21 protein-coding genes and 1 tRNA gene are annotated in these 23,996 nt (G+C 45.3%); 8 read left to right on the plus strand and 14 right to left on the minus strand.

The window, feature by feature from the left end:
* Positions 1–40: 40 nt before the first annotated feature.
* Positions 41–1,396 (plus strand): GGDEF domain-containing protein, encoded by a 1,356-nt coding sequence (locus tag AC9UC2_RS00185; RefSeq protein ID WP_509523817.1) that lies wholly within the window; start codon positions 41–43, stop codon positions 1,394–1,396.
* On the opposite strand, the gene AC9UC2_RS00190 is transcribed toward AC9UC2_RS00185, so the two are convergent.
* Entirely contained in the window at positions 1,362–2,732 is a 1,371-nt protein-coding gene (locus AC9UC2_RS00190) for a cryptochrome/photolyase family protein (RefSeq protein WP_509523820.1), read from the minus strand. The genes AC9UC2_RS00185 and AC9UC2_RS00190 overlap by 35 nt on opposite strands.
* A gap of 17 nt (positions 2,733–2,749) precedes the next feature.
* Between AC9UC2_RS00190 and AC9UC2_RS00195 the strand changes: the two genes are divergently transcribed.
* Positions 2,750–3,550 (plus strand): alpha/beta hydrolase, encoded by an 801-nt coding sequence (locus AC9UC2_RS00195; protein WP_509523822.1) that lies wholly within the window; start codon positions 2,750–2,752, stop codon positions 3,548–3,550.
* On the opposite strand, the gene AC9UC2_RS00200 is transcribed toward AC9UC2_RS00195, so the two are convergent.
* From AC9UC2_RS00200 to AC9UC2_RS00220, 5 genes are all read right to left on the minus strand, one after another.
* Complete coding sequence (locus AC9UC2_RS00200) at positions 3,540–5,366, minus strand: glycoside hydrolase family 13 protein (RefSeq protein ID WP_509523825.1); 1,827 nt, start codon at positions 5,364–5,366, stop codon at positions 3,540–3,542. The two genes, AC9UC2_RS00195 and AC9UC2_RS00200, sit on opposite strands and share 11 nt — an antisense overlap.
* Complete coding sequence (locus tag AC9UC2_RS00205; protein ID WP_509523828.1) at positions 5,326–7,284, minus strand: alpha-amylase family glycosyl hydrolase; 1,959 nt, start codon at positions 7,282–7,284, stop codon at positions 5,326–5,328. Before AC9UC2_RS00205 ends, AC9UC2_RS00200 begins: the two co-directional genes overlap by 41 nt.
* Positions 7,284–8,135, minus strand: a complete 852-nt coding sequence (locus AC9UC2_RS00210; RefSeq protein WP_509523830.1) for a sugar ABC transporter permease — start codon at positions 8,133–8,135, stop codon at positions 7,284–7,286. Before AC9UC2_RS00210 ends, AC9UC2_RS00205 begins: the two co-directional genes overlap by 1 nt.
* Positions 8,132–9,670 carry an ABC transporter permease subunit gene (locus tag AC9UC2_RS00215; protein WP_509523833.1) on the minus strand — a complete coding sequence of 513 codons (1,539 nt, stop codon included), beginning with the start codon at positions 9,668–9,670 and terminating at the stop codon, positions 8,132–8,134. Before AC9UC2_RS00215 ends, AC9UC2_RS00210 begins: the two co-directional genes overlap by 4 nt.
* Positions 9,671–9,785: 115 nt before the next feature.
* Entirely contained in the window at positions 9,786–11,045 is a 1,260-nt protein-coding gene (locus AC9UC2_RS00220; protein ID WP_509523835.1) for a sugar ABC transporter substrate-binding protein, read from the minus strand.
* Positions 11,046–11,259: 214 nt separating this feature from the next.
* Between AC9UC2_RS00220 and pdxH the strand changes: the two genes are divergently transcribed.
* Genes pdxH through AC9UC2_RS00235 form a run of 3 tightly spaced genes read left to right on the plus strand, consistent with a single transcriptional unit; the run spans position 11,260 to position 14,220 of the window.
* Positions 11,260–11,925 (plus strand): pyridoxamine 5'-phosphate oxidase, encoded by a 666-nt coding sequence (pdxH, locus tag AC9UC2_RS00225; protein ID WP_509523837.1) that lies wholly within the window; start codon positions 11,260–11,262, stop codon positions 11,923–11,925.
* Between the two features lie 9 nt (positions 11,926–11,934).
* On the plus strand, positions 11,935–13,047 hold the full coding sequence (serC, locus tag AC9UC2_RS00230; protein WP_509523839.1) for a phosphoserine transaminase: 1,113 nt from the start codon (positions 11,935–11,937) through the stop codon (positions 13,045–13,047).
* A gap of 15 nt (positions 13,048–13,062) precedes the next feature.
* On the plus strand, positions 13,063–14,220 hold the full coding sequence (locus tag AC9UC2_RS00235; protein WP_509523841.1) for an MFS transporter: 1,158 nt from the start codon (positions 13,063–13,065) through the stop codon (positions 14,218–14,220).
* 47 nt (positions 14,221–14,267) lie between these two features.
* On the opposite strand, the gene AC9UC2_RS00240 is transcribed toward AC9UC2_RS00235, so the two are convergent.
* Positions 14,268–15,542, minus strand: a complete 1,275-nt coding sequence (locus AC9UC2_RS00240; RefSeq protein ID WP_509523844.1) for an MFS transporter — start codon at positions 15,540–15,542, stop codon at positions 14,268–14,270.
* Positions 15,543–15,554: 12 nt separating this feature from the next.
* Here AC9UC2_RS00240 and AC9UC2_RS00245 point away from each other — a divergent pair, with 12 nt between their 5' ends.
* A complete protein-coding gene (locus AC9UC2_RS00245) occupies positions 15,555–15,743 on the plus strand; it encodes a DUF2530 domain-containing protein (protein ID WP_509523847.1) in 189 nt (62 codons plus the stop codon).
* 45 nt (positions 15,744–15,788) lie between these two features.
* Here the strand turns inward: AC9UC2_RS00245 and AC9UC2_RS00250 are convergent, their stop codons facing one another.
* The 6 genes from AC9UC2_RS00250 to AC9UC2_RS00275 all read right to left on the minus strand — a co-directional run bounded on the left by AC9UC2_RS00250 (position 15,789) and on the right by AC9UC2_RS00275 (position 21,879).
* The gene (locus AC9UC2_RS00250) at positions 15,789–16,172 is read right to left on the minus strand and encodes a cold-shock protein (RefSeq protein ID WP_509523851.1); all 384 of its coding nucleotides are present in this window, start codon (positions 16,170–16,172) and stop codon (positions 15,789–15,791) included.
* Between the two features lie 68 nt (positions 16,173–16,240).
* On the minus strand, positions 16,241–16,942 hold the full coding sequence (locus AC9UC2_RS00255; RefSeq protein WP_509523853.1) for a DUF3027 domain-containing protein: 702 nt from the start codon (positions 16,940–16,942) through the stop codon (positions 16,241–16,243).
* Positions 16,943–17,011: 69 nt separating this feature from the next.
* Complete coding sequence (gene groL / locus AC9UC2_RS00260) at positions 17,012–18,631, minus strand: chaperonin GroEL (RefSeq protein WP_509523856.1); 1,620 nt, start codon at positions 18,629–18,631, stop codon at positions 17,012–17,014.
* A gap of 124 nt (positions 18,632–18,755) precedes the next feature.
* Complete coding sequence (locus AC9UC2_RS00265) at positions 18,756–19,019, minus strand: DUF3263 domain-containing protein (RefSeq protein ID WP_509523859.1); 264 nt, start codon at positions 19,017–19,019, stop codon at positions 18,756–18,758.
* 39 nt (positions 19,020–19,058) lie between these two features.
* On the minus strand, positions 19,059–20,405 hold the full coding sequence (locus AC9UC2_RS00270) for a pyridoxal phosphate-dependent decarboxylase family protein (RefSeq protein WP_509523861.1): 1,347 nt from the start codon (positions 20,403–20,405) through the stop codon (positions 19,059–19,061).
* Positions 20,398–21,879, minus strand: coding sequence for an SDR family oxidoreductase (locus tag AC9UC2_RS00275; protein WP_509523863.1), 1,482 nt, complete (start codon positions 21,877–21,879; stop codon positions 20,398–20,400). Before AC9UC2_RS00275 ends, AC9UC2_RS00270 begins: the two co-directional genes overlap by 8 nt.
* Before the next feature lie 23 nt (positions 21,880–21,902).
* On the opposite strand from AC9UC2_RS00275, the gene AC9UC2_RS00280 reads away from it, so the two are divergent.
* On the plus strand, positions 21,903–23,138 hold the full coding sequence (locus AC9UC2_RS00280) for an NAD(P)/FAD-dependent oxidoreductase (RefSeq protein WP_509523866.1): 1,236 nt from the start codon (positions 21,903–21,905) through the stop codon (positions 23,136–23,138).
* Positions 23,138–23,926, plus strand: a complete 789-nt coding sequence (locus AC9UC2_RS00285) for an alpha/beta fold hydrolase (protein WP_509523869.1) — start codon at positions 23,138–23,140, stop codon at positions 23,924–23,926. The genes AC9UC2_RS00280 and AC9UC2_RS00285 overlap by 1 nt, the downstream gene beginning before the upstream one ends.
* Here AC9UC2_RS00285 and AC9UC2_RS00290 read toward each other — a convergent pair.
* A tRNA-Thr gene (locus tag AC9UC2_RS00290) sits at positions 23,903–23,974 on the minus strand. The genes AC9UC2_RS00285 and AC9UC2_RS00290 overlap by 24 nt on opposite strands.
* Positions 23,975–23,996: the final 22 nt, after the last annotated feature.

Below are 23,996 nucleotides of genomic sequence, written 5' to 3' on the forward strand. Positions count from 1 at the left end.
CCCTATCCCCTTACCGGCACAGTGTTCCTACCCTTAATGCATGCGCGCATTGCGTTTCCTGGCCCCGGTATTGTTTGGGATCGCATTAGTTGTGCATCAAAGCTTTCAGGGTATCTGGCTTGATTTGTTTCTCTTTAATGCAATTCCGATTGCTTGTTTGATTTCTATACTAATTGCGCCACGGATCAGCAATAAATGGGCTCAGCCATTAACCGCTTTAGCAATCTTGAGCTGGAGCCTAGGTTCAATTGCCGCAACTACTAGCTCATATGTGGATCTCTCAGCCTTTCTGACAAACAGTTCTGACGCGCTGTACCTACTTTTCTATCCGCTTGCACTCCTTGGCATGCAGTTTCTGATTTCGATACGGCAAAGGTTCACAATTCTTGAACTAGTTGACGCATCAATTGTTGGGTTGGGCTTAAGTACTTTAGGCGCCGCCTTTGCGCTACAACCCGTGCTTCCCCACTTTGATGGTAATTTAAATCAATCCTTTCTAGCCATCATCTATCCCGTCGCAGATTTAGTCTTATTGTGTTTCATCATCGCTACAGTGGTGATGCAGGGTTTTTCCATGCGTGGTTTGCTTTTAACTATCGGAGTTTGTATTTACGCTGCAGCAGATTTTCTTTTCTTATGGCAAAACCTGAATCTGAATTACGTTTTCGGATCTTTGGTTGACTACGGATGGTTGCTTGGGTTCATTGTTATCTCTGAAAGTGTGTGGCATTCGGGCACTGATAACTCAGCGCAAAATGGTGTAAGCCCAATTTTGATTACAATCTCTGTTTTCTTAAGTGCAACTCTGCTGGCTCTACTTGCTATTGCACCTGAGAAATTTCCACATTTCATTTTGATTCCTGCAATTGGAACTTTGGCATTAGCTTTTATAAGAATGAGCATTGCATTAAGCCAGGCACGCAGTATCGGTCATGAAAGAGTTCTTGCAAGAACAGATGATTTAACTACTCTTCCCAATAGAAGGCGTTTGATTTCAGAAATTCAAAGTTTTGCTACACGCAAGGGATCGCTGCTATTGCTTGATCTGGATGGATTTAAACCAGTAAACGATAGCTATGGCCATCAAGTTGGAGACAAGGTCTTGCAACAAGTAGCTCAACGTTTTTTACGGGCATTGCCAAGTAGCGCGCTACTTGCCCGGTTGGGGGGTGATGAATTTGGAATATTGGTTGATGGGTCAAATGAATCAGTAATGGAAATTGCCTTGGCCTTGCGCGGCACGCTCTCTTATCCATTTATCATCGATGGCCACGAAATAACTATCGGAGTCAGTATCGGTATTGCAGATAATGATGGGGCAGCTGATTTATTGCAACGCGCAGATAATGCGATGTATTCGGCTAAGCGCCAGGCATTGGGGGTTTGTCAGCTTTAATTTCCTGTAAACGCGCAAGGGCTTCATGACGTTCAACTGCGTGATCGACAAGGCGCTCGGAATATCCCTTGCTGTAGCCATCTAGAAACAACCAGGGCTCGTGAATTTCAGATGCCGACAAATGCGCTAGTTCTGGAACATATCTACGGATGTAATCGCCATTTTCATCAAAACGTCGGCCTTGTTCAATTGGATTAAAGACTCGGTAATAAGGCGATGCATCAGTTCCACACCCTGCAGTCCATTGCCAACCATGCGCATTGGATGCAACATCGTAATCAACTAAATGTTCGGCAAAGAATCTTTCGCCAAGTTGCCATTCCAGGTGCAAATCCTTCACTAAGAATGAAGCGACAACCATGCGTGTTCGATTGTGCATCCATCCTTCAAGCACAAGTTGACGCATAGCAGCATCCACAAATGGGTACCCGGTCTTGCCTTCACACCAAGCCTGAAACTGCTTGCCAGGTTTGTCATAACGCATTTCTGCAAACTTTGGTGCGTAGTATTCAATATCGGTCATTGGGTTGTTAAACAAAACATCGGCATAAAATTCACGCCAAGCAATTTCTTTTCTAAAAGTGTCATGGGCTTTACTTTCTCCAAGATTTTGGAGCAGTGTGCGTGGATGAATTTCACCAAACTTTAGGTACGAACTCATTTTCGAAGTTCCATCAATAGCTGCAAAATTTCTATTCTCGTCGTAAGAATCTAAACCTTTATTGGTGAACTCTTTGAATCGCTTCAGCGCTGCCGCTTCTCCGGCTTCAATCACAGAAACGCCTTCAGGCATAGGGAAATCAGGAAAAGCGCGATATTGCGCCGTTGGCTCTACGCAGTTGAATTTCTTTGGCGTAACCGCAGGAGCACGCCAGCCATGTGTTCTCCAGCCTTTATAGAAAGGTGTGTACACCTTGTAAGGCGTTGCATCAGATGGTTTTAAGACGCGACCTGGCGCAACTGCGTAGGGACTTCCAGTTCTAATCAAGGTAATCCCGGCAGCTTCAACCTTGGCATCTCGTGCTGCGCCATATCTTTCATACTCTGCCGATATATGAACTTGTTCTACGCCATACTTTTTAATTAATGCTGTGAGAACTTCTACTTGGTCCCCTTCAATAATGTGAAGTTTATTTCCAAGGGACTCATCTAAAGCCCTTAAGGATTGACCCATATATGCCAGCAGTTTTGCGCCGGCTTCTTTGATCTGCGCCTTGTCCAAAATAAAAAGTGGAATCACTTCATCTGATGATTCAATTGCAGCTAACAACGCTGGGTGATCATTTATCCGAAGGTCGCGACGAAACCAGATAATTGATGTTTTCGGCGTTGACATGGGATGATTAAATCATCATGCAGGAGATTAAGCGCTTTCAAATCCGAGGAGTTCCCGGCGAAGTTGTGCGCACCCGGTTTCAAGAGCGCACCGTTGATTACTGGACGCCCCGCGGAGGCAGCGACCATCTGCTGATTGCCCATGATGGTCAGAATGTCTTTGATGGCACAACCAGTACCCATCACCGACAAACCTGGAAAATGGCGCAATCTGCAATCGATGTTGCTCATGAGGCAGGAATCAAACCCCCAACAATTATCGGGGTATGGCATAGCGCAACTAAGAACAATCCTTGGGGCCGGGCAAAGGATTTAGCACCTGAAAAGTTCTTCACATCCGGTGCTTATGTAGATCCGCGTTGGACAATCAACGATCCAAAAATCAAAATTCATTCAGATTCGTACTTGAATCAGATTTTTAACGAGATTGTTCCTGCAATTGTTGGTACTCACTCCCCTGAAAAAACCGCAGTTATTGGCTCAAGTATGGGCGGTTTGGCGACTTTGTATGCAGCAATCCAGCATCCTGAAAAGTTTTCTACTGCACTTGCTTTATCGCCACATTGGATAATTAGCGATCAAAACTTTGCTCGATCAATGGTTGAAGCATTGCCTTTGACACATAAGGTTTGGATGAGCCGTGGCGATAAAGGTTTAGATAAAGAGTATCCACCTTTGCAAAACTTTGTGGATACCCTGATGCGAGAACGTGGATTTACTAATAACTTTGAAACAAAGGTGTACAAGCGAAGCGGCCACAATGAACGTTCATGGGCCAAATATTTAAATGACCCACTTCGATTTTGGCTTAAATCTTAACTTCCCAAATCGCTTGAACCGCAGCTTTTGATTTAACTGCAAACTTTGTACCGCTGGCAGCTTGTCCGTAGAGCGTCTTTGAAACCTTATAACCCAAATCCTCAAGGTCTATTTTCACATTTACTGCTGTGCGTGACACAAAAACCAGAACTGATTGCTTTTTGGATTCACGTAAGTAGAGAATGAAATCTTTTTCAGCAGCAACCCAACGCAAGCCACCGTTTACCAAGGCATCATTACTCTTTCGAATAGAAACCAGTGTTCGAACTTGAGCCAAAAATTCGTGATCCCACTGCGTACGATCCTCCCAATTAATCGTGCGTCGACCATCTTCTCCCCACGAACCTTCAAGACCAATTTCATCGCCGGCAAAAATTGAAGGCACACCTGGATATGTAAGAACCATAGTCATGGCTGATAGATGTGAAGCAACATCGCCCTTTACGACTGTGCGAAAACGCGCAGTGTCATGACTATCTAGCAGCACCATGCTGGCAGTAACGCTTCTCCATGGAACAGATGCATTGAACTGCTTCATACTATTAATTAGTTGTGGACCTGAAATCTGTGGCATTGCGAAGGGAAGGCCTTGAAAGCCTCCGCCAATTTCGGAATTTCTGTTAAGCCAGTTCCAAACAGGGCGCATAAAGCCCTGATAATTCATTGCTCCATGCCACCCAAGGCCATTGAGATCACTAGCAACAAAGTCACCATTTTCTGCAACGAGCCAAGCATCGGGATTAGTTTCATCCATGGCCTGGCGAATCCCGTGCATCACATCATCGTGCAGATCATCTGCACCAAGTCGACCTGTCATGTTTCCAACATCAATGCGCCAACCAGACATTCCAAACTGCGGCGAAATCCATCTACGCACAATTGAATTTTTACCTTTGTACATCTCATTTTTTAATGCAGCTGAATTGAAGTTAAGTTTTGGTAGCGAAGCCAATCCCCACCAGCCAACATAACCATGCTTGACTGATTTATCCCAATAAAAATAAGTTCGCTCTTTTGCAGTTTTGCTCTTCTTGGCTTTTGCTAACCAAGAATGCCCAGCACCGCAGTGATTAGAAGTCAGATCACCCATGACGCGAATACCAAGCTGGCTTGCTTTTTTCACAAGTGAAAACAAAGCCTTGTTACCACCAAGAATTGGATCCACTTCAGTAAAGCTACTTGCGTCATAACGGTGATTAGAACGTGATGGGAAAAATGGCGTGAAGTAGATTCCGGTTACGCCTAAATCATGAATGTGGTCTAAATGTTCTTCAACTCCGGGAATGTCTCCCCCATACAGCTCGCTGCTTGTGAACTCACTTCGACCACGTGGAAGCTCATTCCAATCACGTGGATGTGCCCAATCAGGGGTTGGGTACACATTTTTAGACTTAGCAAAGCGATCTGGAAATACTTGGTAGAAAACCGAAGCCTTAATCCATTCAGGGTTGGCTGGTACTGCAACGATTTGAAAGTCATTATTTGTATGGACATCGTGATCAGTTAAGCCAAAAGCATTAAGCCAGTCATATTTGTCTCGAGAAACAAAAACAAAACGATACAAGGTGTGGGTGTTGATGATTGGAACTTCAACTTGGTACCAATTCTCGGAAGCAGCCTTACTTGCTAAAGCCAGCTCATAGCTGCGTGGTTCACCATCTTCATAGATACGAACAAAGCTCTTTTCAAAAGAATAGGAATGCGGAACGCGCACCTTTAAGAAAACTTTCTGCCCAATTTTTGGCGCGGCATTACTTACATACAGCTCGCTTCCATCATGGTGCGGGAATAAGGATGGATGTACTTGGTAACTCATACTTGACCCCCTTTGAATTTGTGGCGGTGGCCTTGATTTCAACTCGCTTACCTTCAAAATCCATCGGATCTACATATACAGAATAAGGCGCATTGGTATCTGTTCCGAGCGAGCTCCATGGTTGATCAGCAGCTGTTCGGATAAAGAAAGTTACCTTAGCCATATCTTGAGTCACAACCGATGCTTTGGTTTCATAGTAACCACTAAGGAAATCTAGTTTAGATGAAATCTTTCCTACCTTTACATTGGTCTTATCAATCTTTTGATTGGCTTTTAAGACAATGGTGGAAAGTGCAGGAACTGTAATGGTTACCTTTTCTGCAGTTGCCTTGATAGAAGTTTTACCCATAAGCAACTTCCAGCCACCTTTGGATGTAGCGGTGCTGATTGTTGCTTTAATTGCTTTGTTGGAATTATTGAATGCCACAAGGTATTCGCGGTTTTCTGCATCATCCTTCTTTGAAATTGCCAAAAGATAATCCTTGGCATATCTGATCTGCATCGATGAATTAGCTAGGGCTGGATTTGCAGCACGCAGGTTAGCCAGAACCTTTAGATGATTTGCAATGGGATGTTTATCGGTTATGTCAAAGGAATTACCGGTGCCAATAGGTGCGGAGCCAATGCGCTTTTCAGTTTTCCAGATATTTACTTTTGTCGAAAACATGTCCTGGCGGGCTAATTGATCACTGCCAGATCCAGTCCCAGTCATACCGACTTCATCACCATAGTAAACAGAAGGAATTCCACGGGTTAAATACATCAAAGAATGACCCAAAAGCATTCGAGGCAACAGCTCATTTGCTGGATTTATACGCTTGGATTCAATGATCTTTCCAGCTCTACCCATGTCATGGTTACCCAAGAAAATAACCATGTTTGATGCGTTAGTAGTAGCTGTCGTATACAAGTCATCATAATTAAACAGATTTTCAATTGTGGCTGCATCGGAATACCCAGATGCGAATTCAGCAGCCGACCTTTGGAAAGGAAAGTCCAATACCGTTTGGATCTTATTGCGACGAATGTAGTTCATTAAATTGATCGGATTAACATCCCAGACTTCACCAAAAATAGTGAAGTTATCGATTCCCACAGACTTTGCAGCTGCATCTATTTGTGGTGACCAATTCTTAAAGAAATTGTCATCTACATGTCGAGCGGTATCTACTCGAAATCCCGAAAGGCCATAATCTTTAATCCACTTGCCATAGAGATCGGCCCAACCGTTATAAACAACTGGCTTTTCGGTAGCAATGTCATCAAGACCATAGAAATCACCCAGTTGCATACAAGAGCCTTCGCCCCAACAGCTATTCATATCGCCAACGTTGTGATAATTGCTTAAATCATTAAGCCACGCTGGACTCTTTGCATTAGCTAAATCAGCTGGAATAAAAGCTTCTTTATCTTTATAAGCAATTACATCTCCAGTATGATTTGTTACGACATCTAAAACCAACTTAAGTCCTAGCTTCTTTGCACATTCTGAAAATGCTAACAAATCTGCTTTGGTTCCAAGATGAGGATCTACATCTAGAAAATCAACACCCCAATATCCGTGGTATCCCGCACCGTATGGCGTTGGTTTTTGCTGAACAACGAGAGGTGTTACCCACACCGCAGTAAATCCCAACTTCTTAATGCGCGCTAAACCATTGTCACCGGCAGCGCAGTTTCCTGTTAAGCCTTTCAGATCCCCACCATGAAAAAAAGCGGTGTCTTTAGGGTCATAGCCTGGATATTCATCGTTACTGGGATCACCATTGAGATAACGATCAGGAAAGACAAAGTAAATAAGGTCTTTTGATAGCCCAACTCGATCTTCAGGTATTGATGGTGAAGCGGCAACTGCACTGGTTGCAAAAACTAAACATGCAAAGGTTGCTACGACAGAGCTGATTCTCTTAGTGAGCATTAGCCCTTAACCGAACCTGCCGTTAATCCACTAACGATGTATTTCTGCAATGACAAGAAGATAATGACAATTGGAATCGAAGCCAGAATTGAACCTGCCGCAAAAGGGCCCCAGTTCTGTGAATATTGGCCACCAATAAACTGTTGCAAACCAACTGCAACCGTTCTGCTTTCCATATCAACTAAGAACAAGCGAGCCAAAATGAATTCGTTAAAGGTTCCGATGAAGCTAAGCAACGCAACAACTGCTAATACCGGAGAAGCAAGTGGTACGAAAATCAACCAAAAAGTCTGGACTTCAGATGCACCGTCGATTTTTGCCGCTTCATCTAGTTCAGAGGGAATTGAATCCACAAAACCCTTAAGCAACCAAATATTTACACCCATGGCACCACCCAGATACACCAACAACAGACCTGGTTGTGTACCTAAACCAATTTCGGGAGCAAATTTGTAGACGCGCTCCATGATGACGTACACGGCAGAAATTGCCAGAATTGCTGGGAACATCTGCACCAAAAGCAATAGTTGAATACCAAGCTTGCGTCCCTTGAATTTCAAGCGACTAAAGGCAAACGCCGAAGCTGTTCCAATCATCACCGAGAACACCGCAACAGAACCAGCAATCAGCAATGAGTTTTTGACCCACGTTAAATACGGAATCGTTGGATCATTAAACAGCTTGTTGTAGTTTGCAAAAGAGATCTCGCGCGGCAGGAAGGAGCTCAACTGCAGACTTCCGGAAGAGCTAAAGGATGAAATAATCACCAAATACAGTGGGAAAAGCGCAAACAAACAGATTGCGATACCTACAAGGTGTCGCCACAAATCATCTCTTAGCCACTTGTTCATGCGAAAGTCTCCAATACTTTGGACTTTCTCAAGCTGTACAAGGAAATAGATGCGACCAGAATAAAGATGATCAGCGAGATTGCACTAGCTAGACCAAGGTCCTGAGTACCTGAACCAAAAGCAATTTTGTAGGTATAGCTAATCAAAATATCGGTGGCACCAGCGATTTCGCCATCAAGTTCATTTCGTGGCCCACCACCAGTAAGCAAGAAAATCAGATTGAAGTTATTAAAGTTAAATGCAAATGACGCAATCAATAGTGGTGAAAGAATCTGAAGTAACAATGGCAAAGTTATCTTACGGAATATCTGGCGAGGGTTAGCCCCATCAATAGCGGCAGCTTCTAGCAATTCACTTGGGATCGCTTGCAATGAACCACTTGAGATTAAGTAAAAGTATGGGAAGCCAAGCCACAGGTTTACCAAAATGACGGCAACGCGTGCGAAGTTGGGATCTGAGAACCAGGCAATATCGCTTCCGAGTAAGGCGTTAATCGCACCAAATTCGGTGTTAAACATTCCACCCCAGATCAAAATACTCATAACGCTGGGCATCGCATATGGAAGCACCAAGATTGAGCGATAAATGCGACGACCATGAATTGGTTTATTGAGCGCTAAGGCCAACAAAAGTCCCAAAGCAAAAGTTGTAAGCACCGTCAAGAAAGCAAAGGCCACTGTCCAAATAAAGACTCGAATCAATGGTTCGCGAACACGTGGATCGCTGACGATATTTACATAATTTTCAAACCAAATAGGTGCGCGCCAACCAGGTTCTAGAATCGCACTTTGATCATCTGCCATTGCGTAATTTCCGCGCCCATTATCTGTGTAAATAGCCCCATTTAATAGGTTTCTGAACTGATCAGTTTCAGGAATGAACTCTAAGACTTGCTGAGAAACAATACCGGCCTCAAAGCCTTCTAGGGCGATGAAGTATTGATCATCAAATACAAAGCGCGTCCCAGTAAATTCTTTATCGGCGGTTGCAAATTCAGACTCGTTGAGCGGAGTGAAATTCGGTGCCTCAACCGCTACACCGTACTCATTTAGCGTTAATGAGGATGCAACTAAAGGAATTCGTGAATCAACGGTTGAAATAAAGTATTCAGGGGTATTGATATCCGAAGCCAAGATTGCAGGCTTTCCGTCGTATCTACCTAACTTAACATCAAAGCTAAGCCCAGAGGGCGCTGATTCAATCGCGCGCACCTTGATCTGAACGATTGCTTCTTCTTTGGAAATTATGTTTCCGGTCTTGTAATTGAAACCTGACATTGTCACCGTATACAAAATTGGAGCAATGACAAATGCGGTCAACAAGAGAATTCCTGGAATAAAGAATTTAAGCGGAATTGAAATCTTACTTAAGTACGTCAAAGCAAGAAGCAGAACTGATATTGCTAAAAAGCCTGAGATTACATACTCGCGTTGGGCAAAAGCACTCTGTGCAAGTAAAAGGAGGATCGAAGCAATCAGGGTCACAACAATTACTTTTATAAAGAGGGCAACTTTGCCTCTTATTAAGTAAGTCATGTGAGTTCCTGTCGTTAATTGTTACGTGTTAGGAAATGAGTGATGCGGGCGGTATTACCGCCCGCATCACTCATTTCACCCTCTTGTAGAACTTAACTTGAATAAATCAAATTAATTAGAGATCGCCCTTGCCACCATCGGTGTTAGCGCGCCAGATTGATGCAAGCTTTGATGCTTCACGAACTGCATCCTTGCCATCAATTAAAACAGCTGTCCAGTAAGCAGGTGCCGAATCCCAGTAGTTAGCGCCACCCTTGTTGCTGTTTAGGAATGCGCCGATCTGAGGAATTCCAGCTAGCGATGCGGCTGAACCGAATCCACGCTGTGCAGCTGACACTGTTGAGTCTGCTTGTGCGCCCTTTTCTGCAGGTGGACGCTTTTCAATTGCCTGGTAACGGACCTGGCCATCAGTTGATGCAAAGAAGTTAGTTAGAAGTGACTTTGCACCTGATTCGACACCATGCTTTGCAGCAAATGTAGTTAGGAGCGCACCGCTAACAGATCCGAACATCTTTCCGTAAGTTCCTTCTCTTACACCTGGAACTGGCATTAGGTTCATTGTGAATCCCTTTGCTACGTAATCTGCCCATTCCCAGTTACCAATAACTGCGTAAGGAACAGTTCCTGCAAGGAAGTTGTCCTTGCAACCGGTATCAGTTGCTGGGAAGAAACCATTGCTCTTCTTGCCATCCATTAGGTAAGTACGAACATTCTTACCAAATGTTGTTGCGCTGAATGCACGGCCGTAAACAATTCCACCACGTGAGTTGAATTGGTATGCATCTGCACCGAGTGCTGAGAAGACTGAGTGAGCTCCCCATGACATTCCGCCGCCTGCAATACATAGACCAGCCTTCAAGCCCTTAGATGCCTTGAGAGACTTGTAGTTTGAAACCATTTCACCAAATGTCTTTGGTGCTGATGAAACAAGCTTGGTGTTGTAGATCATTGCAACGTTGTTGATATCTACAGGCACTCCGTACAGCTTGCCCTTGTATGTAAGGTCAACGAACTGAGTCTGGTTGAAGCGAGCCTTTACAGCCGCTGTAAGTGTCAATGGAGCAAGCTTTCCGCTCTTTGCACCTGTTGGTACCCAGTCATTTCCGCCAACAACAATATCTGGACCTGATGCATCAGTTGCCTTATCAAAAGCATCCTTGAGTGCATCAAAGCTTGAGAATGTGACTACCTTTACTGTGTAACCAGAAACCCAGTCACCCTTTGCTGCAATTACCTTTGCAAGGTTTGGCCCGCGAGATTCATCTGCCCACACCACGATTTCTGTGGTTGCGCTAGCACTTGGTGCTACGAGAGTTGAAACTGCAAGCGCGAATGCTGCAATAACGCCAGCAAATCCGAAACGCTTTGTATTCATGTATTTCCTCCATGGATGGAATTTGCACATACGAGGGCATGCGCTGTTGGGGTAATTCCACTCTTTTAGGGGTCGGTAAGCAAACTAAACACATGATTTTCTCCTTATTTAGCCAGTCATTTATCCGATTGTTATAAATCGCGCCCCTTACATAAGCCGTTGCAGAGAGGGCTGAAAACTCGCTCGAGGACCCAAAGTGGGGTTCGATAGGGGTATGACTGAAGAGATCGTTACCCGCGATGAGATCCGTGCGATGCGTCGTTCGTATAGCGATGCCGGTTTAGAAACTCTGCCTAGCAATCCTTTTGAAGCTTTTGCTGTGTGGTTAAAGGATGCACATGAAAATCCAGTAATCGTTGAAGCAAATGCAATGGTGTTATCAACAGTAACTGCGGATTCGCAAATCAATACACGTACTGTTTTATTAAAAGATATTTCTGACGGTGGCTTTACTTTTTTCACAAATTATCAATCACGCAAAGCACATGGAATTGAATTAAATCCAAATGTTTCATTGCTCTTTCCTTGGTATGCCATGGAACGCCAAGTTTCAATTAGTGGTGTTGCTGAAAAAGTATCTGAACAAGAATCAGATGATTACTTTGCAACCAGACCTTGGGGTTCACAAATTGGTGCATGGGCAAGTGCGCAGTCTTCACACCTTGCATCGCGCGAAGAGTTAGAGCAACGTTTTGCAGGTGCTGCACAAAAGTGGCCCGAAGGAAGCGCGGTTCCACGTCCTGCACATTGGGGCGGATATCGCGTGACACCTCTTCATATCGAATTTTGGCAGGGCCGATACTCACGCCTGCATGATCGCTTGCGTTATGAGAGGACCGCCACAACCGGTGATTGGGAACTCTCTCGGTACTACCCGTAGTCTTAGCCCATGAGCATCATCATTCCTTCAGAGTTAAAGCCAGTAGATGGACGTTTTGGTTGCGGTCCATCAAAGATTCGTCCCGAAGCATTAGCTGCATTGTCAGCAAGTGGAAATTCGATACTGGGAACTTCGCACCGACAAAAGCCGGTCAAGAATGTTGTAAAGCGAGTTCGTGAAGGTCTTACATCTCTCTTTAGTCTTCCAGAAGGCTACGAAGTAGTTCTTGGTAATGGTGGCTCAACTGCGTTTTGGGATATCGCAACTTTTGGGCTTATCGAAGATCGTTCACAGCACCTTGTATTCGGCGAGTTTTCTTCAAAGTTTGCCGCAGCTTCAAAAGAAGCTCCTTTCTTAGGCGAGCCAACAGTTATCAAGGCAGAACCTGGTTCACACCCAGTTGCTGTTCAAGAGGCTGGAATAGATGTTTACGCATTAACGCACAATGAAACAAGCACCGGAGTTGCAATGCCAATTCTGCGTCCAGCAGAAACCGATGGCGCACTTGTTCTAGTTGATGCAACATCTGCAGCTGGTGGATTAATGGTTGATGCAAAAGAGTTTGATACTTATTACTTTGCGCCTCAGAAATCTTTCGCATCTGATGGTGGTCTTTGGATTGCAATAATGTCTCCTGCAGCGATCGCTCGCGCAGAAAAGATCAAAGCAAGTGGCCGCTGGGTTCCAGCCTTCTTTGATTTAGGGATCGCAATTGAGAATTCACGTTTAGATCAGACCTACAACACTCCTGCCCTGGTTACTTTGATGTTGTTGGCAGAACAAATCGAATGGATGAATGCCAATGGCGGACTTTCATTTGCCGCAGGTCGCAGCGCTAAATCTTCTGACATTTTGTATTCATGGGCAGAAAAGACCAGCTACACAACTCCCTTTGTAACTGATGCTGCGATGCGTTCTAAAGTAGTTGGAACAATCAACTTTGATGACGCCATCGATGCGACCAAGATTTCAGCTGCGCTACGCGAGAACGGAATTGTTGATACTGAGCCTTATCGCAAGCTTGGTAAGAACCAGCTTCGTATCGGCATGTTCCCAGCAGTTGATCCAAGTGATGTTGAAGCACTAACTAAGTGCATTGATCACGTTGTTGCTGCCCTGTAATGAGCCTCTTCTCTAATGAGTAAGGGCTTTCATCGCGATCGTTTCTTCTGGGTAGTAGCGGTTCAAACCGCAATCGTTAACTTCTATCTTGGAGGCTTTGGTCCCGCACAATCTTTATTGCGTGCAGATCAAGGCACATCGCTGACAATCGCTGGTTTGCATGGAACCGCCATGGGAGTTGCATCAATCTTTGCTGGTTGGGCTAATCCGCGTATCGCGCACAGATATGGAAGAAATCGCGCCAGTTGGATCGGTTTGTCCATTTTTATTGCTGGTCTAACTTTGTTTGTGATCTCTCCACCCGTGTATCTCACTTTGCCCGCAACATTTATAACCGGACTTGGTACATCAATTGTTATCAATACGATGCTTACAAAAATGTCATCGCATTACGGCAAGGCCGCTGAAGTTGCGATCCCCCAAGCAAATGGAATTGCATCGGTTGGCTTTGTTACAGGTACCGCGTTAATTGGAACGATCGCAATTGTATATCCTGGCCTGTGGCGTTTAGGTTTGTTGCTAGCGATTCCAGTTGCACTGATCCTATTTTTTGTTGGGCGTGAAAAAGATGCTGAAGAACATGTTCCTGATGAGCATGGCCCACAAGGTGGAAAGCTGTCACTAAAGTTCTGGATTGCTTGGTTTGGTTTTGTTGCTTGTATTTCCAGTGAGTTCGCAACATCTTTCTGGGCGGCGGCACTTTTGAAAGAACGTGTTGGATCAACTGCAGCAATTTCAACAGTTGCCATCGTTGCACTTGGCACCGGTATGGGAATAGGACGTTGGTACGGCGGTTTAGTCTTGAAGCGCTTTGCGCTAGATACCCAACTATTGGCAATCATCGCTTTGCAATTCCTTGGATTCTTAGGTTTCTGGCTGTCGCACAGCATGGTGCTTTCTCTTATTTGCTTACTGGTAGTTGGTTTAGGAATTTCCATGCAGTTTGCACTTTCTTCTATTCGTTTAATCGGATTAAGCGATGGGCGTCCAGATCTAGCAATCGGTCGAGCATCATTAGCAGCAGGCATTGCTATTGCCGGAGCCCCATTCTTGCTGGGCTTACTAGGAGATAGCTTTGGTATTTCCCGCGCCTACATCATGGTCTTTGTGTTGATTGGTATTGCTTTCATAATCGTGAGAGTGATCCCTTCGAATGTGAAGGAATCAGCATGAGCTACAAAACCAGACGTTTAATTACGCTGTTGACACTGGTTGGACTGCTAATCCTTATTGCGATTAACAGTCTTTAAGACTGCAGCGACTGAAATATCTGCAGGTGGCTGCACCCGGTTCTTGTAGCGGAACCAAATGAACAAAGATGCGGCTAATGAGATTCCACCGCATAAGGCAATTGTTGGACGGATTCCCAGCAGTTCAGTTGTTGTTCCAATCAATGGTGAACCAAAAGGTGTTCCACCCATAAAGATAAGTAAGTAAACACCGGTCACACGACCTCTGATTGCTGAATCAGTGCTGGTCTGAACAATTGAATTAGCAGATACCAAAGTTGTTAAAGCTGTAACGCCACAAATTGGTAACCAAAATAGGTATGAGGTATAGCTTGGAAGAATGGCTAAGACCATAATTGAAATTGAAAAAACTATTCCACCCTTAATGACAAACTTTGTGCTTCTAAAGCGTTCTAGGCGGGCTGAACCAATTGCACCCGACAGTGAACCAATAGCAATAAAGGTTCCCATCAAACCAAAGCTTGCAGGTCCTAACCCAAACTCTTGGGTTGCCATGAGCGCGTTAAAGATCTGAAAGTTCAATCCAAAGGTGGCAAGGAAGAAGACCATCAACATAACAACGTAAATATCTGGTCGCGCCTTAGCGTAGGCGATTCCTTCGCGGATACTTCCATCTGATTTTGGTCGATCTTGATGGAAAAAAGCTTTTTCATTTAAATTCATCAACGCAACAATTACAAACAAGTATGAAAGCCCGTTAACGATAAATGAAGGCCCAGTACCAAAGGCTGCAATCAAACCACCTGAAATTGCTGGCCCAATTAAGCGCCCAGCATTGAAATTAGCTGAGTTTAAGGAAACCGCATTTGGAAGATCATTCTGACCTACAACTTCGGTTGTAAATGATTGGCGAACAGGCGCATCGATTGCGGTTGAAATACCCAAAACCGCAGCTAAAGCGAATACGTGCCATAGGACAACGAGATTAGTCATCACCAAAATACCCAAGGCAAGGGATGCCGCACCACCAATAACATTTGTGAGGATCAAAACTTTTCTCTTGTTAAAGCGATCAGCCAACTTTCCGCCATGTAAAGAGAAGAACAAAACTGGAGCAAATTGAACCGCGGTCACCAAACCTAGATAAGTTCCATTGTTGTTAGTTAGCTCAAGGACTAACCAATCCTGTGCGATGCGCTGGGCCCAACTGCCGATATTGGAAACTGCGTTGGCAGGAAAGAGGATTCGGTAATTACGGTGGCGAAATGAACGCCAATTACCATCATCTTTTACCGATAAACGCATTACTCTTGCCCCATGACTACTCGACTACGCAATGCAGTAACTCTAGTCGCAATTGGAACGATGTGCTGGGTAATTGCTGGGGTGATTGCACTTGCAACCAACGCAGAAGCCAAAGTTATCTGGACATGCGTAATGGGCGCAGCATTAGGTCTAGTAGGTATTCGCTACACAATCCGCCGCAATAGACGCAGCGGAATTTAATTTTCGAAAGTACTACGCACCCTAGTTTTTTAAGCGCGCTAGTTTTTAAGCACCCAAAGCTGTTGCGATACCGCGCAACACGCGACCAAGACGATCAGCTTCTTGTGCATTTGGGTGGCGTCCATGGCGCAAACCATTTCCAACCTTGTCCAACATCTTGATTGTGTCTTCAATCATTGCAGCAAGATCATCACTGTTAACACGTGAGTTTTCTACTAGTGATGGTGGAGCATCAATGATGTGTACAGATAATGCTTGTGGGCCTTTACGGCTGTCAGCAATAGAAAATTCAAGCTTTGTTCCAGGCTTAACTGTTGCAACACCTTCAGGAAGTGAAGTTGCGGCTAGATAAACATCTTCGCCTTCATCATTTGCAATAAAGCCGAAACCTTTTTCTAATGAGAACCATTTAACGCGTCCTGTAGGCATGGGGAGGGCTCCTTGCTAGTTTTCTTTACTGGTATGTAAATATGTATCGCGGTTGCGATAGCAGGTGCTTAGTTTAACACCGGCTCTGTGAAGGTCGCTTCCGAATGTGCTCCGCAGCCATGGTCCACGCTCACTACGCGTGCATCATCGGGCGAGATCGCGTTTGCGCACACGCCAAAGGTTGCACGTAATGATCCAGCGATTGGAATAAAGAAGCCACAGCTATGACAAGGTTTTGGCGCTGACTGGGCAACAGGCGCGTTAGGTCCACGTTCGCCTTCATACCAACGCTTTGCTGCTTGATCGCGACCTTCAATTGAAAGAACGCGCGCACGACCTAAACCAAGTTCGATCGCCATCGCAGTATCTAAATCTTCATCCTGTGGCAACGCTTGTTGTCCTGGAACTAAACGTGTGTCATCAAGTGCGCTTGGAACAATATCGCCAACACCAACATCGCCTGGCAAAATTCGATCGCGGTATGGAATCCATTCAGGTGCGCGTAATGCATCCGGTCCTGGAAGAACAACTACATCGCAAATTGTTGGTTGCGCATCGGTGTCAACTTTTGCAATGGTGATGCACCAACGCCAACCTTTGTAACCGGCAAGGTTTGCTTCAAACAAATATGTAGCAACGCGGTTGTCATCATCAAAATCAACCGATACAAATCCACCAACTTGATCGTGCTTTTCTGCAACATCAAGGGCAGCATTGCGGGCAAGATCCTGTGCATCAAAAGCAACAACGGTGCTCTTCTTCTTGGCCATGGTCTAAGGGTAAAGCAGAACGCCGCCCCCGCGTTAATCGGAGACGGCGTTACGCTTAATAAATTGGCTTTAGAAGTCCATATCTCCGCCGCCTTGTGGGGCAGCAGGTGCCTTCTCTGGCTTATCTGCAATTACTGCTTCTGTTGTAATAAACAGTGCAGCAATTGATGCAGCGTTTTGTAGCGCAGAACGTGTCACCTTAGCTGGATCAATGATTCCAGCTTTAATCATGTCTACGTATTCGCCAGTTGCAGCATTTAAACCTTGTCCTGCTGGAAGGTGACGAACCTTTTCTACAACAACTCCGCCTTCGAGTCCTGCGTTAACTGCAATCTGCTTGATTGGAGCTTCGATTGCATATTCAACAATCTTTGCACCAGTTGCTTCATCGCCAGTTAAACCTGTTAGACGCTTGAACACTGCAGCACCTGCTTGTAGAAGTGCAACGCCACCACCGGCAACGATTCCTTCTTCTACTGCAGCCTTTGCATTGCGAACTGCGTCTTCAATGCGGTGCTTGCGCTCTTTGAGTTCTACCTCAGTTGCCGCACCTGCCTTGATAACAGCTACGCCACCAGCAAGCTTTGCAAGACGCTCTTGCAACTTCTCGCGGTCATAATCTGAATCAGAGGCTTCAATTTCATTACGGATCTGCTGAACGCGACCCTTGATCTGTGCATCATCGCCAGCGCCTTCAACGATTGTTGTCTCTTCCTTGCTGATAACAACCTTGCGAGCCTTACCCAAAAGATCAAGCTCTGCTGCATCTAGACGAAGTCCAACTTCTTCTGAAATAACTGTTGCACCTGTAAGGATTGCAATGTCTTGCAGCATGGCCTTGCGACGATCTCCAAAGCCTGGCGCCTTAACAGCTGCAGAACGGAAAGTTCCGCGAATCTTGTTAACAACTAGTGTTGCGAGCGCTTCGCCTTCGACATCTTCAGCAATGATGACAAGTGGCTTACCTGATTGCATTACCTTTTCTAGAATTGGTACTAGGTCCTTGATGTTTGCGATCTTTGAGTTAACGATCAAAACATAAGCATCTTCTAGAACAACTTCCATGCGATCCTGGTCAGTTACAAAGTATGGCGAGATGTAACCCTTATCAAAGCGCATACCTTCAGTGAGCTCTAGTTCCAGACCAAAAGTATTTGACTCTTCAACAGTGATGACGCCTTCTTTGCCAACCTTGTCCATCGCTTCAGCGATCATTTCACCGATAGTTGCATCGGCTGCTGAAATAGATGCAGTTGCTGCAATCTGTTCCTTGGAATCAACAGCCTTAGCCATTGATAGTAGCTCGGCAACAATTTCTGCCACAGCCTTTTCAATTCCACGCTTTAGTGCCATTGGGTTTGATCCGGCAGCAACGTTACGCAAACCTTCGCGTACTAGTGCTTGAGCCAAAACAGTTGCAGTTGTTGTTCCGTCACCGGCAACATCATCAGTCTTCTTAGCAACTTCCTTAACTAGCTCTGCGCCAATCTTTTCCCATGGATCATCGAGTTCAATTTCCTTTGCAATGGAAACGCCATCATTAGTAATTGTTGGGGCGCCCCACTTCTTCTCGAGAACGACGTTACGTCCACGAGGTCCAAGGGTTACCTTGACCGCATCAGCCAAGATATTCATGCCGCGCTCTAAACCGCGACGTGCTTCTTCATTAAAGGCAATCTGCTTTGCCATGAGTTGTGCTCCTTGTGCTAGTACTTCGTTAGGCGGGGGGCTTTATCACTCGCACCCCGAGAGTGCTAACGCCAAATCTAGAGCCTTTATTTCCGAGGCGCAAAACGAGAAGGAGGGTTAGTCGTTAGCGGGCAACGCGTGTGGCCATACGGGCCTCACGCAGGCGGCGAAGGCGCTTAACTAGCATTGGTGAGGCAGCTAGGGCGTCATCGCGGTCGATCAAATCATTTAATAGTTGGTAGTAACGCGGGGCGTTTAGGTCAAAGAGCTCCTTGATTGCAGCCTCTTTTGCGCCGGCATAACGCCACCAATTGCCTTCAAAATCCAGGATGCGAACTTCGAGGTCGCTCAGCCCAGTGTTGATTGCGGACTCTTCTTGCGCGGACATGGGAGAAATCTTACGACAGACTCAATAAAAGTGTGGGATTTAGAGCCGCTTTAGAATCAACTCGATATCTGTGATTTTCGTCCACGGATTAACGATTGCAAAGCGCAAAATTGGTTGGCCGTTATGCGATGACGGTGGAATAAATCCCACTTGATCTTCCAGTAATCGATCGCTCCAATCGTGATAGTCAGCCGCAGTCCATCCTTTTCGAGTGAAAGCAACAATAGAAAGTTCAGGTTCGCATAACAGTTCAAGGTTTGGATGATTGCGAACTAGTTCTGCGGCTTGTTGTGCAACAGTCAGAGTTTGTTCCATGGCTTCTGCATACGCATCGGTTCCGTTAGCAGCAAGTGAAAACCAGAAAGGCAAACCACGGGTTCTGCGCGTTAAGTTAATTGCATAATCAGATGGAGACCAGTTGTCATCTTTTAATGTATCCAAATAAGAAGCATGTTGTGAATGAGTTTGCTTAGCCAGATCAGGATTGCGATACACAAGTGCACAAGCATCGTAAGGAGCAAAGAGCCATTTGTGTGGATCAACGATAAATGAATCCGCGGCTTCGATGCCGTCAAAATCTTTTCGCACAGATGGTGCGCACAAGGCTGCTAAACCATAAGCGCCATCGACATGAAACCAAATGTCGCGATCATGCGCAGCTTTTCCAAGACCTTTTAGATCATCAATAATCCCGAGGTTTGTTGTGCCAGAAGTTGCAACTACTGCAAAGACTCGATTGTTAGTGGTTGCATGCAAGGTATCTATGGCATGGGCAACTGCTGCGCCTTGCAACTTTCCCTTTGCATCAACTGGAACCTTAAGAACATCAACATCCATAACATTTGCTGCCGATGCAATCGATGAATGTGCTTCTGCACTACAGGCAATAACCCAGCGGCCTGACGGTGTGTGTTTTTTGCGCGCTTGGGCACGGGCAACGACTAATGCTGAAAGATTTCCGATTGTTCCGCCTTGCACAAATACGCCACCGGCCGTTGCTGGTAATCCCGCTAAATCAATGAGCCACTGAATAGCTTGGTTTTCGGCAAAGACCGCACCCGCTCCTTCTTGCCACGATCCCCCGTATAACGCACTTGCACCGACAACTAAATCAAAAAGGTTTGCATACTCTGTTGGAGCCGATGGAATAAAAGCCAGATTGCGCGGGTGATCTGTTGAAATACAAGCTTTAGCTAAAACATTTGTGAAAACTGCAAGGGCGTCATGTCCGCCTAGACCCTTTGCGGTAATTGTATTGCCAACTTCCTTAAACAAATCTTCTGCAGAACGTGGACCATCTAATGGTGGATCATCTTTTAAACGTTCCAGGCTGTATTGCAAAATTTCCGCAGCCAAAGCTTCTACTTCGGGGGTGAACTCATGCATTAATTCTTGCCTTCTTCACAATATTTCTGATCATTGTTGGAAAGACAAATAAGTGCAATGGAGATATTGCATACCAATACAACTGGCCACCTAATCCACGTGGATTAAAAGTAGCCTCTTGAACAATCTTTGTTTTTCCGTTTTCGCGGGTAACTGTAAATTCAAGCCAGGCTTTACCGGGTAATACCATTTCTGCATACAGTTTTAATCTGCGACCTGGCTCTAGCTCTTCTACTCGCCAAAAATCTAAACTTTCACCAACACGCAAGAAATCAGGATCACGTCGACCACGACGTAAACCAACGCCACCGACTAAGAATCGATCCAGTACACCACGAGCCCACCATAAGAAATCTGAACCAAACCAACCATTAACGCCACCGATGCGTTCGACTTGGCGCCAAACATTTTCGGCTGGAACATCTGAGATCTTTTCGCGTCGATCACGCAAAACCATTTCACCAGCCCAATCCGGATCGCCTTGCGCCTTTTGCCATGGCGCAGTTGGCATCGTTGCATCAGACCAACGTGTTTCCACGTTATGAGTTGTGATCTTTGACAGCGCTAAGGAAATCGCGTTTTCTACATCAATTAAGCCTTCTGCTGGCTTTGGGATTAAGGCATCAATACTTTTTGCTGGATCTGCAACTACTTCGCTGATTAACGAACCAACAAGTGGTCGCGCCAAAGCAGTTGGCACTGGTGTTACTAAACCAATCCACAAACTGGATAGTCCAGGCGTTAAAACGGGAACTCTAATAATCCAACGCTTTTTCAAGCCCGATAGCTTGGCAAACTTTTGCATCATGTCGGCATAGGACAAAACTTCGGGGCCGCCAATATCAAAGACTTTGTTAACCGGCTTTTCTAAGTGGGCTGCACCCTTTAAGTAATACAGCACATCACGAATTGCGATTGGATGAGTTTTATTCATTACCCATTTAGGCGTTGTCATAATTGGTAAGCGATGCGTTAAATGACGCAGCATTTCAAAACTGGCAGAGCCTGAACCAATAATGATTCCTGCGCGAAGTTCTAGGACGGCAACAGATGTCGTGGCAAGTGAACTGCCTGTCATCGCACGGGAAGCAAGGTGCTTACTAATGTTCACATCGTTTGCGATTCCGCCCAAATAAATGATTTGGGAAACCCCTGCTTGCTCTGCAGCTTTAGCAAAGTTGCGTGCCATCGCACTTTCGATTTCATCAAAGTGTGGGCCTAGATTAATTGAGTGCAATAAATAAAAAGCGGTATGAATACCTTCCAGCGCTCTTTGTAAGTCTTCAAAGTTTTCGGCACTGCCTTCGCAAATTTCGACAAGCGGCGCCCAAGGCTGACCCATGATTTTGTTCTTATCGCGGACCAAAATTCGAACATCTTCTTTATCGTCAATAAATGCACGGACTAAACGCCCACCTACGTACCCAGATGCCCCTGTGACCAAGTACTTACGTTTTCCATTATGCGGGTTCATGCTGGCAAGAATAGACTTATCCCATGCAAAAGACACTCCAAAAACCACGCGTAGTTATTTTGGGCGCCGGTTTCGGCGGGCTAACTGCAGCCCGCAAGATGGCTGATTTTGCCGAAGTTACTGTGGTTGATCGCCACAACTTCCAAACATTTCTACCGCTGTTGTATCAGGTGTCTACCGCCGGCTTAGCTGCAGATCACGTTGCGCACCCAATTCGAGGCGCGCTACGTAAAACTGGAATTCAATTCCGAATGGGTTCACCGATATCTGTAGATCACAAGAACAAGAACGTGAAATTAGATAGCAGTGAAGTTTTAGATTTTGATTATTTAGTTGTTGCACTTGGTTCAGCAACTGCCGACTTTGGTATCCCCGGAGTTACTGAACATGCGCTAGGAATGAAAAGCGTTCACGAGGCTTTAGCAATTCGCGCCGAAGTTTTGCGACGATTTGAAGACTTGTGTCGCTTTGAAGATGACACCATGTTTACCATCTCAGTTGTTGGCGGCGGACCAACTGGCGTTGAAATGGCTGGAGCCTTTGCCGAACTTGTTCGCGGTCCCCTGAAGCATGACCAGCAACATGCAGCAGCACATATCAAAATTAATTTGATTGAAGCTGGTCCACGAATCTTGCCAATGTTTTCAGAAAAGCTTTCTGCCCATGGCAAGAAAGATCTAGAAAAACTTGGCGTGACCGTTCATTTAAATACTGCGGTTAAAGAGATTAAGCCGCGCATGATCGAAGTTAATGATGGAAGCAAGATTCCTTCTGAAATAACAATTTGGGCTGCGGGCGTTAAGGGTGAGCCAACTGGTGCCATCTTGAATTTGCCACTAATTAATACTCGTATCGATGTTGAAAATACTTTGCAGGTTAAGAATTACCCGCACATCTTTGCAATCGGAGATATCGCCGGTTTTGTCGGAGAAAACGGCCGTATGTTGCCGATGGTTGCACCAGTTGCACTGCAGCAGGGGCGACATGTTGCGCAACAAATCAAGAAAATCGCAGCCGGCCAGGATCTGAAGCCATTTAAGTACCTTGATAAGGGTTCAATGGCAACGATCGGTCGCCACAAAGCAATTGTCGAAGTAAAGAGCCTTCGCATGACTGGAATTCCAGCTTGGTATGCCTGGTTGTGGCTGCATCTGTTTTATCTATTAGGTGGTCGCAACAAGATCGGCACCATGGCCGACTGGACCTATAACTACTTAACTTTTGATCGGGGCAATCGTCACATTATGGATTCGCAGTAATGCCTGAATATTTAAGGGTCGATGGGCATGATCTGTACTGCTATGAATGGGATAACGATGGCGAAGCAGTTGTTTTGCTGCATGGAGGATTAAGTAAAACTTCAAGTTGGGATTACTTATTGGTTCCAGCTCTTGAGGATGATTTTCATGTTTTTGCCTACGATCGAACTGCGCACGGCTTCACCGCAGATCGTGCAGGAAGTTTGCATTTTGAATATCAAACCCGCGAAGCAATTGCTTATCTAGAAACAGTTGTTAGAGAGCCTGCACATTTAGTTGGATATTCAGATGGAGCCGTAATTGCACTTATGGTTGCAATTCAACGTCCAGATCTAGTGAGATCAATTATTTCTATCGGTGGCAACTTTCATCATTCAGGTGTTGATTACGAAATGGGCGAACCAGCTGTTTCGGAAGAAGATTTAGCTGAATACACATTGATATCACCTGATGCACCACATACCTTGCTAGAAAAGGTAACCCGCATGTTTACGATTTGGGCAACTGAGCCTGATATTTCAAAAAAACAATTGGCAGAAATTCAGTGCCCAGTACTTGTTGTTTCAGGAGATGATGACATGATCACTTTGAAGCACACACAAGAGTTGTATGAAGCGTTGCCGCTTGGACAGTTAGCGGTTTTACCTGGAACATCGCACGCTTTAGTAAAAGAAAAACCAGAGCTATTTATCGCAGTAATGATGCAGTTTTTGGAGGATTTAAGTTATCCAGAAACAATGGTGCCGAACCGTAGAAAAAACCAGAGCCCCCCGTCAGGATTGAACTGACGACCTGCGCATTACAAGTGCGCTGCTCTACCACTGAGCTAGAGAGGCCTGCTCTTCGAGTCACCCCGAA

The organism is Candidatus Planktophila sp., from assembly GCF_036734405.1.
Lineage (GTDB): Bacteria > Actinomycetota > Actinomycetes > Nanopelagicales > Nanopelagicaceae > Planktophila.